The sequence below is a fragment of the Xanthomonas sp. 3075 genome, assembly GCF_014197275.1.
Lineage (GTDB): Bacteria > Pseudomonadota > Gammaproteobacteria > Xanthomonadales > Xanthomonadaceae > Xanthomonas > Xanthomonas campestris_B.
On record NZ_JACIFI010000002.1, the window covers coordinates 1 to 14,410 of the forward strand.

Annotated in this window: 15 protein-coding genes; 11 read left to right on the forward strand and 4 right to left on the reverse strand. The window is 65.6% G+C overall.

Translation table 11 applies throughout. The annotated features are described in order from the left end of the window. Window positions 1–532 precede the first annotated feature (532 nt). Window positions 533–1,744, reverse strand: coding sequence for a tyrosine--tRNA ligase (gene tyrS / locus GGR62_RS01955; RefSeq protein WP_184406330.1), 1,212 nt, complete (start codon window positions 1,742–1,744; stop codon window positions 533–535). Window positions 1,745–1,914: 170 nt separating this feature from the next. On the opposite strand from tyrS, the gene GGR62_RS01960 reads away from it, so the two are divergent. Together GGR62_RS01960 and GGR62_RS01965 are read left to right on the forward strand one after the other, a co-directional pair. Beyond that, entirely contained in the window at window positions 1,915–3,333 is a 1,419-nt protein-coding gene (locus GGR62_RS01960; protein ID WP_184406331.1) for a M23 family metallopeptidase, read from the forward strand. 285 nt (window positions 3,334–3,618) lie between these two features. Then, window positions 3,619–4,755, forward strand: coding sequence for an anhydro-N-acetylmuramic acid kinase (locus GGR62_RS01965; RefSeq protein WP_184406332.1), 1,137 nt, complete (start codon window positions 3,619–3,621; stop codon window positions 4,753–4,755). Between the two features lie 235 nt (window positions 4,756–4,990). Here GGR62_RS01965 and GGR62_RS01970 read toward each other — a convergent pair whose 3' ends face one another. From GGR62_RS01970 to GGR62_RS01980, 3 genes are all read right to left on the reverse strand, one after another. Continuing rightward, on the reverse strand, window positions 4,991–5,218 hold the full coding sequence (locus GGR62_RS01970; protein ID WP_184406333.1) for a hypothetical protein: 228 nt from the start codon (window positions 5,216–5,218) through the stop codon (window positions 4,991–4,993). Between the two features lie 78 nt (window positions 5,219–5,296). Beyond that, complete coding sequence (locus GGR62_RS01975) at window positions 5,297–6,664, reverse strand: MFS transporter (RefSeq protein WP_184406334.1); 1,368 nt, start codon at window positions 6,662–6,664, stop codon at window positions 5,297–5,299. Continuing rightward, window positions 6,661–7,461, reverse strand: coding sequence for an exodeoxyribonuclease III (locus GGR62_RS01980; RefSeq protein ID WP_184406335.1), 801 nt, complete (start codon window positions 7,459–7,461; stop codon window positions 6,661–6,663). Before GGR62_RS01980 ends, GGR62_RS01975 begins: the two co-directional genes overlap by 4 nt. A gap of 120 nt (window positions 7,462–7,581) precedes the next feature. Here GGR62_RS01980 and pyrE point away from each other — a divergent pair, with 120 nt between their 5' ends. The 9 genes from pyrE to GGR62_RS02025 all read left to right on the forward strand — a co-directional run bounded on the left by pyrE (window position 7,582) and on the right by GGR62_RS02025 (window position 14,299). Continuing rightward, window positions 7,582–8,241: an orotate phosphoribosyltransferase gene (gene pyrE, locus GGR62_RS01985; protein WP_184406336.1), complete on the forward strand. Its 660-nt coding sequence runs from the start codon at window positions 7,582–7,584 to the stop codon at window positions 8,239–8,241. A gap of 22 nt (window positions 8,242–8,263) precedes the next feature. After that, complete coding sequence (locus tag GGR62_RS01990; RefSeq protein ID WP_184406337.1) at window positions 8,264–8,932, forward strand: hypothetical protein; 669 nt, start codon at window positions 8,264–8,266, stop codon at window positions 8,930–8,932. Window positions 8,933–9,047: 115 nt separating this feature from the next. Beyond that, window positions 9,048–9,845: an AAA family ATPase gene (locus GGR62_RS01995; protein ID WP_184406338.1), complete on the forward strand. Its 798-nt coding sequence runs from the start codon at window positions 9,048–9,050 to the stop codon at window positions 9,843–9,845. Beyond that, window positions 9,845–10,774, forward strand: a complete 930-nt coding sequence (locus GGR62_RS02000) for a ParB/RepB/Spo0J family partition protein (RefSeq protein ID WP_184406339.1) — start codon at window positions 9,845–9,847, stop codon at window positions 10,772–10,774. The genes GGR62_RS01995 and GGR62_RS02000 overlap by 1 nt, the downstream gene beginning before the upstream one ends. A gap of 34 nt (window positions 10,775–10,808) precedes the next feature. After that, on the forward strand, window positions 10,809–11,117 hold the full coding sequence (locus tag GGR62_RS02005; RefSeq protein WP_184406340.1) for a helix-hairpin-helix domain-containing protein: 309 nt from the start codon (window positions 10,809–10,811) through the stop codon (window positions 11,115–11,117). Window positions 11,118–11,214: 97 nt separating this feature from the next. Further along, on the forward strand, window positions 11,215–12,180 hold the full coding sequence (locus GGR62_RS02010; protein WP_184406341.1) for an NAD-dependent epimerase/dehydratase family protein: 966 nt from the start codon (window positions 11,215–11,217) through the stop codon (window positions 12,178–12,180). Window positions 12,181–12,474: 294 nt separating this feature from the next. After that, window positions 12,475–13,197, forward strand: a complete 723-nt coding sequence (locus GGR62_RS02015; RefSeq protein WP_184406342.1) for a glycosyltransferase family 2 protein — start codon at window positions 12,475–12,477, stop codon at window positions 13,195–13,197. Further along, complete coding sequence (locus tag GGR62_RS02020; RefSeq protein ID WP_039816706.1) at window positions 13,197–13,538, forward strand: lipid-A-disaccharide synthase N-terminal domain-containing protein; 342 nt, start codon at window positions 13,197–13,199, stop codon at window positions 13,536–13,538. Before GGR62_RS02015 ends, GGR62_RS02020 begins: the two co-directional genes overlap by 1 nt. A 218-nt stretch (window positions 13,539–13,756) precedes the next feature. Next, entirely contained in the window at window positions 13,757–14,299 is a 543-nt protein-coding gene (locus GGR62_RS02025; protein ID WP_184406343.1) for a hypothetical protein, read from the forward strand. Window positions 14,300–14,410: the final 111 nt, after the last annotated feature.

The window sequence follows — 14,410 nt, forward strand, 5'->3', positions numbered from 1 at the left end:
GTTCCCGTCAGCTTCGTCGTTTCCGTCGAAGCGAGCCGCCTAGTATAGCGGACTTTTTCTTACCGTCAACACCTTGTTTCCGAGGTGGTTGACGCCGCTTCGTTTCCACCCGAAGGTTTTCTGCGAAGCGAGCCGGCCATATTAGCAGGCTTTTCATCTCCGTCAACCCCTCGTGAAGAGGATGTTGCCGCCGCTGCACCTCAATCCGCCGTAGCGTCTTTCCGTGTAGCGAGCCGCCCATCATAGCCGGCTTTTGCGTTTCGTCAACACCCTAAATTCAGGGGATTTTCGAACCCTTTTGCTCTGGTTCCGCGTTTGCGGGGCCGTTGCGTCGGGGGAGGCGAACTATAGACCCGCACGGAGCGTTTTGGAAGCGTTTTGTGAAAAAATTTTCACTATTTCTATTGCGGTACTGCCAACCCGGCGTGGAAGCTAACTGCGGCACGCGTCTGACCGTAGACAGAGGTGCTGACGCCTACTAATAGGTTGCTGCAAGGCCAGTGGGTTGCCGCCCTGCAGCAACCTGTAACGCTCAGCCACTCACCAAAGCGATGCGGGCGAAATTGCGTTTGCCTACCTGGATGACGCCTTCAAAGCCTGGGCCGAACTGGCGCGCGAGGTCCTCGACCACTTCACCATCGATCTTGACCGCGCGCTCCTTGAGCTTGCGCGTGGCTTCCGAATTACTGGGGGTCAGGCCGGCAGCGGTGAGCAGGCTTGCGATCCGCACCCCCTCGGCCGGCACGGCAACCTCTTGCAGCGGCAACAAGCTGGTGTCGCCCTGCCCCGTCACCACGGCATGCCAGCCAGCGATGGCCTGCTCTGCGGTGGCGGCGTCGTGGAAACGTGCAGTGAGCTCGCGCGCCAATCGCAGTTTCACCTCGCGCGGGTGCAGTTCGCCCGAGGCGACCTGCGCTTTCAGGCGCGCGGCCTCGGCCACGCCGATATCGAAGGACAGCAACTCGATCCAGCGCCAGGTCAGCTCGTCGCCGATCTTCATGGTCTTGGTGACGATGTCGATGGCTGGCTCGTTGATGCCGATGTAATTGCCCAGCGACTTGGACATCTTGGCCACGCCATCCAGGCCTTCCAGCAGCGGCATGGTCAGCACGACCTGCGGAGCCTGGCCGTAGTGCTCCTGCAGGCCGCGCCCCATTAGAAGGTTGAACTTCTGGTCGGTACCGCCCAATTCGACGTCCGCCCGCAGGGCGACCGAGTCGTAGCCCTGGACCAATGGATACAGGAACTCGTGGATGGCGATCGGCTGCTGGCCGGCAAAGCGCTTGGCGAAGTCGTCGCGCTCCAGCATGCGCGCCACGGTGTGCTGGGCCGACAGCTTGATCATGTCCGCCGCCGTCATCTGGCCGAACCACTCGGAGTTGAAGCGCACCTCGGTACGTTCACGGTCCAGGATCTTGAAGACCTGCTCCTCATAGGTGCGCGCGTTGGCCAGCACATCGTCGCGGCTGAGCGGCTTGCGGGTGACGTTCTTGCCGCTCGGGTCGCCGATCATGCCGGTGAAGTCGCCGATCAGGAAGATCACCTGGTGCCCGAGCTGCTGGAACTGCCGCATCTTGTTGAGCAGCACGGTGTGGCCCAGATGCAGATCCGGCGCGGTGGGATCGAAGCCGGCCTTCACCCGCAAGGGGACGCCGGATTCCAGCCGCGCTTGAAGCTGATCGAGCTTGAGGATCTCGTCGGCGCCACGGCCGATGAGTGCGAGGGATTCTTCGAGAGTGGCCAACTACAGGCTCCAGCGGCGCTTGCCGTCAAAAACGTGAACGATGTTAAACGTGGGTTAATTCCACGCCAATTGAAAATAACGAACAGGCTCAATGGTTTGACGCGCTGTTACAGGCTGTCTATGGTACCGGCGATTGGGCTCGCACTTCGAGCCACCGAGGAATTTGAACGATGCAGAATTCAGAGCAGGGCCGTGCACGCAAGCGGCGCTTTCAAGAACGCCTCCACGTCCTCCACGACACTGCCCTGCATCGCAAGCTCAAGGCTCATCTTCCGGCGGCATTCAACGACCGTTGGACGCGTCGCCACTGGATCCATGCCAGCCTGTTTGCCACCATCGGTGCGCTGGTCGCCACGATCGTGCCGGGTTTCTCCAACGCCATCGAGACGCCGTTATCGGGCCATTCCACGCTGGCCTTGCCGCTGCCGCCATTGGTCCCTAGCCGCAAGCAGTTGGCACCGAGCCCTGACTGGAACATTGTGCAGGTCAAGTCGGGCCAGACGCTGAGCGCCTTGTTCGGCGAGCTGGGAATTCCGACCACCGTGATGTATCAGGTGCTGGCGCATCCGGGCACCAAGGAAGCGCTGACCAAGCTGCGTCCGGGCGCCGAGATCGCCTTCGATATGCCGACTCCGGGCGAGCTGCGTGCACTGCGCTTCGATCGCGACGACAGCCATCGTGTGGAACTGCGTCTGCTGGGCGACAGCGTGCGCGAGAACGTCACCGAGCGCGCAACGACCACGCGCACGGTGGTGGCAAGCGGTGAAATCAGTAGCTCGCTGTATGCATCTGCCGGCAAGTCGGGGCTATCGCCTGCGGCAGTGGCGACCATGACCGACGAGATCTTCAAGTACGACATCGACTTCGACAAGGACCTGCAGCCGGGCGACCGTTTCAGCGTGGTGATGGATGAGACCTGGCGCGAGGGCGAGCGGATCAGCACTGGCGACATCCTGGCGGCGACCTTTACCACCGGCGGCAAGACCTATACCGGCTTCCGCTTCGAACGCGCCGGCAAGCCGGCCGAGTATTTCGACATCACCGGCCGGCCGTTGAAGAAGAGCTTTATCCGCATGCCGGTGGCTTACAGCCGTATCAGCTCGACCTTTGGTGCACGCCGGCATCCGGTGCTGGGCACGATGCGCATGCACAAAGGCGTGGACTACGCAGCCGCTTCCGGTACGCCGATCATGGCCGCTGGCGATGCACGGGTGGTGTTCGTCGGAACCCAGCGCGGCTACGGCAATGTGGTGATCCTGGACCACGGCAAGAACTTCAGCACGCTGTACGGGCATATGTCGCGCTTCGGCAAGATCAAGGCCGGCCAGCGCATCAACCAGGGCACGGTGATCGGCTATGTCGGCATGACCGGCCTGGCCACCGGCCCGCATCTGCATTACGAATTCCGCGTGGCCGGGCAGCAGCGCAACCCGATGTCGGTGACCATGCCGCCGCCGGAACCGTTGCAGGGCGCCGAGCTTGCAGCGTTCCGCGCGCAGACCGCACCGGCACTGGCGCGTATCGAAGGCATGGAGAAGTTGATCTACGCCGACGCCGCCAAGCCTGCCAAGGGCAAGTCACGCGGTTGAGTGGGTGCGGCGGACCTCTCAGCGGCTGACCGATCAACGGCAGCCGCTTGAACGACCGCGCATCCATTCGCCAATGAAGTTTTAGCTCACGCAAAGCCTGTCGAGCGCCCAGTGCCGCCAGCGACAAGCCGACACCGTGATGCCTACGCGATCGTCGGCACTGCATGTGGACTGCTCGCCTGGTAAGCGCAGCGTCCATTGGTGCTGTCGCGCTGCGTGCGGCGCCGGTTGACTCACCCGCCCCGGCTGCACAAGCTGGGCGATTGCGACGCAACCGGCTCTGGCATGTCTGCTCTGGAACTCAAGGAATCCCCGCTCTATCTGGGCCTGATGTCGGGCACCAGCGCCGATGGCATCGATGCCGCGCTGGTGCGCTTTGCCGACGACAGCCACCGACGCTGCGACCTGGTCGCAGGCACGACGGTGGCCTGGGAGCCGCAGCTGCGCGAGACGTTGGTGACGTTGGGCCAGGGTGCCGAGGTCATCGCCATCGATACGCTTGGACAACTGGACGCGCAAGTGGGGCTGGCGTTTGCGGCTGCGGCCAATCAGCTGATCGACGACAGCGGCATCGAGCGTGGCCGCATCCGCGCGATCGGTTCGCATGGGCAGACCATTCGCCATCGGCCAAAGGCGGACCCCGCGTTCACCTGGCAGATCGGCGATGCCAGCCGGATTGCCGAGCACACCGGCATTACCACGGTGGCCGATTTCCGCCGTCGCGACGTGGCCGCCGGTGGTCAGGGCGCGCCGCTGATGCCGGCCTTCCATCTGGCCATGCTGGGCGCGGGCGATGAAGATCGCGCGGTGCTCAATCTGGGCGGCATCGGCAACCTGACGTTGATCCCGCGCAACGGCGCAGTGCTGGGCTTCGATACCGGCCCGGCCAATGCATTGCTGGACAGCTGGTGCCAGCAGCATCAAGGCACCGCCTTCGATGCCGACGGTAGGTTTGCCGCCAGCGGCCAGGTCGATGCGGCGCTGCTAAACGCGTTGTTGGCCGACCCGTGGTTTGCGCTGGCGCCACCCAAGAGCACCGGGCGCGAGCAGTTCCATCTGGGCTGGGCGCTGCAGGCAATGCAGTCGACAGGGACCGCGACTGCGGCCGATGTGCAGGCAACCTTGCTCGAACTCACCGCAGCCAGCGTGGCCGATGCGTTGCTGCGGCTGCAACCCGATACGCGCCGCATGCTGGTGTGCGGTGGCGGGGTGCGTAATCCGGTGTTGATGGCGCGATTGGCGGCGCGGTTGCCGAACGTGGTGGTGGAATCCAGCGCGCGGCATGGGCTGGACCCGGATTATCTGGAGGCGATGGGATTTGCGTGGTTGGCAGCGGAGCTGCTCGCGGGACGTGCAGCCAATCTGCCGTCGGTGACCGGGGCGGCGGGCCCGCGCTTGCTCGGGGCGATCCATCCGGCGTGAGCCCGGTTGCGCGGCATGGGAGATGGCCGATGCCTGGCCCGTGTTGCTTGGTCCGCATCCTCCGCACGGCATTGGGGTTCAGGGCCGCCGGACGAGCGTCAGGCACTCTACCGAGCCTTGAGGCGGCGTCAGCGAGACGCCTTCTCTTGGCGACACCACGCGTCTCACCGCGTTTGATCGTGCGCGGCTGCGATCACCGGCGAGCATGCTTTACTGCCCAGGACGCAGCCGTCGCCTAGGGATGATTTCCCGCCGGCAGCGCCTTGAGCGCGGCGATCGCGTCGGCCAATGCGTCGACTTCCGGATGCTGCAGGCCACCGGCGACTTCGTATTCGCTGGAAAACAGGCCTTGTTCGAGCAGATGCAGCACGGTCTGGTGCTGGGTCCAGCCCCGCGCCACGGAAATGCGGCGGATCCTGTCCACCAGCACCGGATCGATGTCCCGCACTACCAGATCGGTCATGCCTACTCCCTGTCTGCAAAGCGCCGCCCCTAGGCGAGTCGGGCGATCATCCCGCAGCGACAGCCTGCCCTGCAACCGTCAGGTCACCGCAGTGCGCCGACGCTGTTGCAGGATCAGCATCCCGCACAGGATCACGACAGGAATCGCAATCAGCGCGGTACCAACGAAGAACAGGGCGTAGCCCTCCAGAAGCGTTCGCCCCTGTGATAAGGCCTGCACCGACCAACCAGAGAAGCCCTTCAAGGCCTTGCCGGGCATGGCATAGAACGAACTAAGCAGCGCATATTGGGTCGCCGTGTAACCGATGCTGGTCAGGCTGGACATGTAGGCGATCAGCGCAGTGCTGGCGAAGCCATTGGCGAAGTTGTCGATTGCCATCGCCACCGCAAATTTGGTGGTATCCGGGCCGACATACGCTAACCAGGCAAATGCCAGATTCGAGCAAGGACCCAACACCGCGCCAGCCATCAATGTCGCCAGCACACCCCAGCGTACAGAGACCAACCCGGCCGCAGCGATGCCGGCGAAGGTGGCGATCAGCCCCACCGAACCACGGATGGCGCCGACGGTGTCTTCGGACAAGCCAAGGTCAACGTAGAACGGATTGGCCATCGGACCCATCACGAAATCAGCCATGCGGTAGACGCTGATGGCCACCAAGATCAGGAGTGCACCGCTGCGGTGTTCGCGGATAAAGGCCAGGAACGGCCCGGCGATCGCGTCGAACAGCCCGCGCGGTGTCCACAGCCGCGCTGCCTGCGCCTGCACGGCCACTATTTCGCGAGCAGGCTCTGGGGCCATCGCCACGGCGACCACGCCTAGCGCCATCAACGCAGCCATGACGTCATAAGACACCTGCCAACCCACGCGCGCGGCGATGATCAGGATCAGTGCATCGGTCACCAATAGGGCCGAGCGATAGCCCAACGCCGAGGAGGACGTCAGCAGGCCGAGTTGCTCGGTGTTGTCGGCACTCTCGATACGCCAGGCGTCGATGACGATGTCCTGCGTGGCCGAGGCAAAGGCAACTACTACCGCCATGACCCCGAATACCACCAGGTGTTCCCAGACGATGCCCAGCACCAGTACTTGGCCGCCCCTGGGCTGGACCCAGGCCATCCCGACCAGACCCATCGCCACGACGACTTGTGACAGCAGCATCCAGCCGCGACGGCGGCCCAGCCGTCCAAACAGCGGCACGTCGGTCTTGTCGACAATCGGCGCCCAGAAAAACTTCATGGTGTAGGCCAGGCCCACCCAGGACAGGAAACCGATCGTCTCCAGATCGATGCCCTCCTTGCGCATCCAGAAGCCGAGCGTGTTGCCCACCAGGTACAGCGGCAGGCCGGAACTGAAGCCCAGCATCAGCATCGTCAGCACTTTGCGCTGCCGCAGGTTGGTCAGCACTTGCTGCCAACGTCTGCGTGGCTTGGCCACTTCGCTCACTGCGCGTAATCCACGATGTACGGTGCGTGGTCGGAGAAGCGCTGCTCGCGGTAGATGGAGCAGGCCTTCACCTTGTCGCGCAGACCGGGGGTGACCAGTTGGTAGTCGATGCGCCAACCGACATTGTTGGTGCGCGCCGCGCCGCGGTTGCTCCACCAGGTGTAGTCCTGGCCCTCGGGATGCAGCACGCGGTAGGTATCGACCCAGCCGCGGCCGCTGGCGGCGTTGACGTCTTCCAGCACATCGGCGCACAGGCCGTTGAGCCAGTCGCGTTCGGGCGGCAGGCAACCGGAATTCTTCTGGTTGGACTTCCAGTTCTTGATGTCCAGCGCCGAGCGCACGATGTTCCAGTCGCCGCACAGCACGTACTGACGGCCGCTGGCCAGCCATTCGTCCAGGATCGGCCGCAGCCATTCCATCACCTGGAACTTGTAGCCCTGGCGCAACTCGCCCGAAGAGCCGGACGGAATATAGAAGGACACCACGCTGAGGTTGCCGAAGCGCGCTTCGACATAGCGGCCTTCCTCGTCGAACTCGGGCCAGCCCAGCGCGGTGCGCACTTCATCGGGCTCGTGCCGGCTGTAGATCGCCACGCCGCTGTAGCCCTTCTTGGTGCTGGCATCGCGGAACCAGGCCTTGTAACCGGTGGGCAGGAACTTGGGACCGGCCAGCTGATGCTCCTGGGCCTTGGTCTCCTGCACGCACAGCACGTCGGCGTCCTGGTCGGCGAACCACTCGAAGAAACCCTTGGTGACGGCCGAGCGCAGGCCGTTGGCGTTGAAACTGATGATGCGCATAAGGGCCGGGAATGGGGAGTTGGGAATGGGGAATCGTAAAGCCTACCCCAGCGCAGCCACGAAGGCTGCCGAGGCGCGATGCGTTTACCATTCCCGATTCTCCATTCCCCATTCCCGTCAATGACCGACCACCGCACCCGTTTCCTGCAGCTGGCCCTGGATGCCGATGCCCTGCGCTTTGGCGAGTTCACGCTCAAGTCCGGGCGGCGCAGTCCGTATTTCTTCAATGCCGGGCGCTTCGATTCGGGCGCCAAGACCGCGCAGTTGGCGCAGTGCTATGCCGATGCGATCGATGCGGCCGGGGTGGAGTTCGATCTGTTGTTCGGCCCGGCCTACAAGGGCATTCCGTTGGCGACCGCGCTGGCCTGCGCCTACGCCGGGCGCGGGCGCGACCTGCCGCTGGCGTTCAATCGCAAGGAGGCCAAGGACCATGGCGAAGGCGGCATGCTGATCGGCGCGCCGCTGGCCGGGCGCAAGGTATTGATCGTCGACGACGTGATCACCGCCGGCACCGCGATCCGCGAGGCGCTGGGCATCATTCGCGCGGCCGGCGGGGTTCCGGCGGGGATTGTCGTCGCGCTGGACCGGCAGGAAATCGCTTCGGAGCAGGATCGCCGCTCGGCCGCGCAGGCAGTGGCGGCCGAGGCCGGCATCCCGGTGATCGCGGTGGCCGACCTGGCCGACCTGCTTGCTTTTGCGGCAGGAAACGCCGACCTTGTGGGCTACCGGGAACCGCTGCTGGCCTATCGTGGCCGCTACGGCACCGACACCACAGGCTGACGGCAGGCGACAGGGGGCTGCGATGATGCCGAGACTCACAGGTTTGGCGTTACTCGCCGCCGTTGCGGCGGCCATGGTCGCTGCAACCGCCACCGCGCAGGACAGGCCGGCGGCGGCGAAAAAACTGTATTGCTGGAACCAGAACGGTGCGCGCGTGTGCAGCGATACGTTGCCGCCGGAGGCGGTCAACCAGGCGCGCGACGAATTCAATGCCAAGAGCGGCATGCGCAGCGCCGAGGTGCAGCGCGCGATGAGCAGCGACGAGCGTGCCGCCGCCGCTGCCAGCGAGCAGCAACGCCAGGCCGATCTGGCCGCCGAGCAGATGCGCCAGCGCACCGACCAGGCGATGTTGATGTCGTATCAGAGCGAGGACGACCTGCGCCGGGTGTTCAACGAGCGCATTGCCATCATCGACAACAACATCCATACCGCGCGCTTCAACGTGACCAGCCTGCGCGAAGGGCTGACCAGCCTGCTGCGTGCCGCCGGCGACCGCGAACTGGCCGGCCAGGCCATCGCCGACAAGCTGGCCGGCGACATCCAGCAGCGCCATCGCGAGCTGCTGGCCCAGTTGCGCCTGCAAACCGGCTTCGAGCAGCAGCGGCTGGCGCTGGACAGCGAGATCGCCGACATCCTGGTGCGCTACCGGGCCATGAAGCAGCCGCCAGACGGCTCCACGCCCGCCAGCTGACCGGCTCAGCCGGCATTCCTGCCCGTGCGGCACATTGCGGCGGCCAGCATTTCCCGATCCGCCGCCCTGCCCGCATAATGGCCGGTCTTACTCCTTGCCCACGAGGCTCTCCCGCATGGCCCGGATCATCGCCATTGCCAACCAGAAAGGCGGCGTCGGCAAGACCACGACTGCGGTCAATCTGGCGGCCGGCCTGGCGCGCGCGCCCAAGCGTGTGTTGCTGGTGGATCTGGACTCGCAGGGCAACGCCACCATGGGCAGCGGCATCGACAAGCGCGATGTGGCCGCCTCGACCTGCGACCTGCTGCTGGGCGAGAACACCGCTGCCGAGATCCGGGTGACCGCGCCGGAAGGCTTCGACCTGCTGCCCGGCAATATCGACCTGACCGCCGCCGAGATCCAGCTAATGGACCAGGGCGAGCGCGAGCAGCGGCTCAAGCGCGCGCTGGCGCCGATCCGCGACGAGTACGACTTCATCCTGATCGACTGCCCGCCGGCGTTGTCGCTGCTGACGCTCAATGCCCTGACCGCGGCCGATTCGATCATCGTGCCGATGCAGTGCGAGTACTACGCACTGGAAGGGCTGACCGCGCTGCTGGAAACCATCGAAGCGCTGCGTGCCAACCTCAATCCGACGCTGGAAATCGAGGGTGTGCTGCGCACCATGTTCGACATCCGCAACAACCTGGCCAACGCGGTGTCGGCCGAGCTGACCGAGCACTTCGGCGACAAGGTGTTCCGCACCATCGTGCCGCGTAACGTGCGCCTGGCCGAGGCGCCCAGCCATGGCCAGAGCATCGTCGGCTACGACCGCACCTCGCGCGGTGGCGTGGCGTACCTGGGCCTGGCGGGCGAGATCGTGCGCCGGCAGAACGACCGCAACAAGGCCTACCGGCCCGTGGAGACCGTCTGATGAACAAGCCGATCCCCGCAAAAAAGCGTGGCCTGGGCCGTGGCCTGGAAGCGCTGTTGGGGCCGAAGGCCGCAGCGGCGGCGGCCACGCCGGCCGGCGCCACCGACGAGGCATTGCAGCCGGGCGACAGCCTGCGCAAGCTGCCGGTGACCCAGTTGCAGCCGGGCAAGTACCAGCCGCGCCGGGAGATGGACGAGGTCAAGCTGGCCGAGCTGGCGGAGTCGATCAAGGCGCAGGGCGTGATCCAGCCGATCGTGGCGCGCGAACTGGCGCCGGGGCAGTTCGAGATCGTGGCCGGCGAACGCCGCTGGCGCGCCTCGCAACTGGCCGGGCTGACCGAGGTGCCGGTGGTGGTGCGCGAGCTGGACGACCGCACTGTCATCGCGATGGCGCTGATCGAGAACATCCAGCGCGAAGACCTCAACCCGCTGGAAGAAGCGCAGGCGCTGCACCGGCTGATCGACGAATTTTCGCTGACCCACGCCGAGGCCGCCGGTGCGGTGGGCCGCTCGCGTGCGTCCGTCTCCAACCTGCTGCGCCTGCTTGAATTGCCGGTGGCCATCCGCGTCCTGCTTGAAACCCGCCGCCTGGAAATGGGCCATGCGCGCGCGCTGCTCACCCTGGCGCCGGAGCTGGCCAGCAAGCTGGCGCAGGAAGCGGCCGACCAGGGCTGGTCGGTGCGCGAAGTGGAACACCGCGCGCAGCAGTTCGCGGCCGGCAAAGTGCCCGGCGCGCTGCGCAAGGGCAAGCCGGTGGCGGTTGCACCGCAGGCCGATATCGCCTCGCTGCAGACCGAACTGTCCGAATCGCTGGGCACCAAGGTGGTGTTCAACCACGGCCGCGGCGGCAAGGGCAAGCTGGTGATCCATTACAGCGACCTGGACACGCTGGACGGCGTGCTGGAACGGCTACGCGCGCAGCGCGGCTGACCCCCGACGCCTGCGCCAGAGGATCCTCCCGGCCATGAACCCCACCAAGGTAGATCGCCACCATCTGCTGTGTCTGACCGACCTGCCGAACGTCGGGCCGGCCTGCGAAAAGGATCTGCGCCTGATCGGCATCCGCGTGCCTGCGCAGCTGCGCGGCCGCGACGCCTACGACATGTATGCGCAACTGTGCCTGCGCACCGGCGTGTTGCACGACCCCTGCGTGATCGATGTGTTTTTGTCGATCGTGCGCTTCATGCAAGGCGAAGCGCCGCAGTCCTGGTGGAGCTTCAGCAAGGAACGCAAGGCCAAGCTGGCCACCGAAGCACCGCTCAGCCTGGGCTGAGTGCGTCCGCCACTGACCGCGATCGGACGCCGCAGCGCAGGCGCAGCGGTCACCGCGCCCCTCTTCCGCTTCTGCAACATCCAGGACAACGACGACCATGACCATTCTCGTGACCGGCGCTGCCGGCTTCATCGGCGCCTATACCTGCCGCGCGCTGGCCGCGCGCGGTGAGACGGTGGTGGGCCTGGACAACTACAACAGCTACTACGACCCGCAGCTCAAGCGCGACCGGGTGGCGGCGCTGTGCCCTGGCATCGACATCCGCACGCTGGATCTGACCGATCGCGACGGACTGGCCGCGCTGTTCGACGAGATCCAACCCATCCGGGTGGTGCATCTGGCCGCGCAGGCCGGGGTGCGGTATTCGCTGGAAAACCCGTCCGCTTACGTCGACAGCAACCTGGTCGGCTTCGTCAACATGCTCGAGCTGTGCCGGCATCGCGGCGTGCAGCATCTGGTGTATGCCTCGAGTAGTTCGGTGTACGGCGATTCGGCCACCCCGCCGTTCTCGGAAGACCAGCGCGTGGATCAGCCGCGCTCGCTGTATGCCGCGACCAAGGCTGCCAACGAGCTGATGGGCTACACCTATGCGCAGCTGTACGGCCTGCGCGCGACCGGGCTGCGCTTCTTCACCGTGTATGGCCCGTGGGGACGGCCGGACATGGCGCCGCTGATCTTCAGCCGCGCGGTACTGGCCGGGCGCCCGATCGAAGTGTTCAACCACGGCAGGATGCAGCGCGATTTCACCTTCGTCGACGACATCGTGGCCGGCGTGCTGGGCGCGCTGGACACGCCCAGCGGCGAGCCGATCCCGCACCGGGTATTCAACCTGGGCAATCACACCCCGGTGGAACTGGAGTACTTCATCGACGTGATCGCCCAGGCCGCCGGGCGCCCGGCCGAGAAGGTCTACCGGCCGATGCAGCCGGGCGACATGATCCGCACCATGGCCGATACCCAGCGCGCGCAGGCGGCCTTCGGCTTCGAGCCGGCCACCCCGGTCGAGCGCGGGCTGCCACAGGTGGTGGACTGGTGCCGCAGCTATTTCGGCGCGCGTGCGTAGAGCGCGGCGCGGCGGGCCGGCGCGTCTCCTCAGCTGGCCGACGCAGCGCCAGGAAATCCGCGACGCCCGCTGCCGATCGCGCCTGGTTGACGCCAGCCCTGCCAGGCCAGCCAATGCCGACAAGCCTGCGTGCTCCCCAGTACGTCGGCGCGCAGCAGGTCTGCGGTACGCAACAGGCCGCTTCGCACCCGCTTCAATGCACATAACGCGCGTTTGCTTCATGCCCGGCTCAGACAGCCAAGGCACAATGCGCGATCTTTTTCGCTCCGCCTTCACCCGGGCCACTACGAATCCATGAGCCAACCTCAGCTTTCCGTCGTCGTCCCGGTATTCAATGAGCGCGACAATGTCGCCGCGCTGGTCGGCGAAATCGTCACCGCGCTGCGCGGATTGGTGGCGTTCGAAATCGTCTATGTCGACGACCATTCGCGCGACGACACCCTGGCGGTGCTGCAAGGCCTGAAGACCACCACGCCGGAACTGCGCGTGCTGCATCACGTGACCCAGAGCGGCCAGAGCACGGCAGTGCGCAACGGCGTCAAGGCGGCGCGTGCAAGCTGGATCGCTACCCTCGATGGCGACGGCCAGAACGACCCGGCCGACATCCCCAAACTGCTGACCGCGCGTGCCAGCGCCGAGACTCAGGTGAAGCTGTTCGCCGGCTGGCGGGTCAACCGCCAGGATTCGGGGTCCAAGCGCTGGGCCAGCAAGTGGGCCAACGCGATCCGCTCGCGCATGCTGCAGGACAACACCCCCGATACCGGTTGCGGCATCAAGCTGTTCGAGCGCGACGCGTTCCTGGACCTGCCCTACTTCGACCATATGCACCGCTATCTGCCGGCGCTGATGCAGCGCGCCGGCTGGCGCACGGTGAGCGTGCCGGTGAACCACCGTCACCGCACCGCCGGCGTGTCCAAGTACAACAACCTCAATCGCGCGTTGGTCGGCATCCGCGACCTGCGCGGCGTGGCCTGGCTGATCACCCGCAGCAGGCGCACCGTGGTGCAGGAGCGCTGATGGAACTGCATTGGCTGGATCAACCGCTGACCTGGCTGTACTGGACCGGGCTGCATGTCACCGGCTGGAAGCTGATCGGCTATGTGGGCGCACTGATGTTCGGCGGCCGCTGGCTGGTGCAGTTTGTCGCTTCAAAACGTGCCGGCAAACCGGTGATTCCGCGCATGTTCTGGTACATGAGCGTGGTCGGCAGCCTGATGACGCTGAGCTACTTCGTGTTCTCGGCCAAGCAGGATTCGGTCGGCGTGCTGCAGAACCTGTTTCCGGCGTTTACCGCGTTCTACAGCCTGTACCTGGATGTGAAGCATCGTGGTTGGAAGCGGGATCGGGCGGTGCATTGAGCGGGGAATGGGGAATGGGGAATCGCCGGTGCGGTGATCGGTGATCCAAGTCTCCAGGTTTTTGAGGTGATGCTGGCTGCGCAATCGAAGCTGAGGACGCACGCTGCATCAGCTCTGCCTTACGGTGGACAACGCCAGGCGCCCGATCCCTAGGGTCAAAGCGTTTTTTCGTACAGCGCGACGCGATGGTGACCGACCTGAGATGACGCGCGTCGCCGATGCCGCGTGTGTTTGCTCATCGGCATGCTGTGGTCATGTCCAGCGCGCTCCTCCATTGCCCTGTGTCCGAGCCGGTTCCCACTGCGGCGTACTGGCATTTGTGCTTGCACACGCATCAGCAGGTGCCGCTGTTTGCAGACTGGCGTTGCGCCCGGGCGGCGGCGGCCACGCTGGCGATGCCCGCCCATTGGCGGGATGCACGGCTGCTGTGTTGGGTGCTGCTGCCCGACTGTTGGTGCGGCCTTGTGCAAGCCCCGGGCAAGGCAGCGCTGCTGCAATGGGCAGGGATGGCGCGGCAGGCGGCCGCCGAGGCGGTCAATCGCGCGCGCGGCCGTGGCGGGACCGTGTGGCAGCCGGACATGCACGCAACAGCGCTCGCCGCGCATGCCGATCACCGGCAGTTCGCGCGCGCACTGGTCGCACAGCCGCTGCGCGCAGGATTGGCTGCGCAGATCGGCGCGTATCCGTATTGGGACGCGGTGTGGTTGCTGCATGACGAGCGCAAGGACGACGCTGCGATAGCTGCGCCACACGCGCGCTGACGCGCGACGGGTGGCTGCTGCCTTACGGATTGGTCGCTACGCTGAGCGCGACCCGATGCAGCAGGCTGTTGCCGGGAGTGTCGATGCGCTGCACATCGGCGTCCGGCCCGA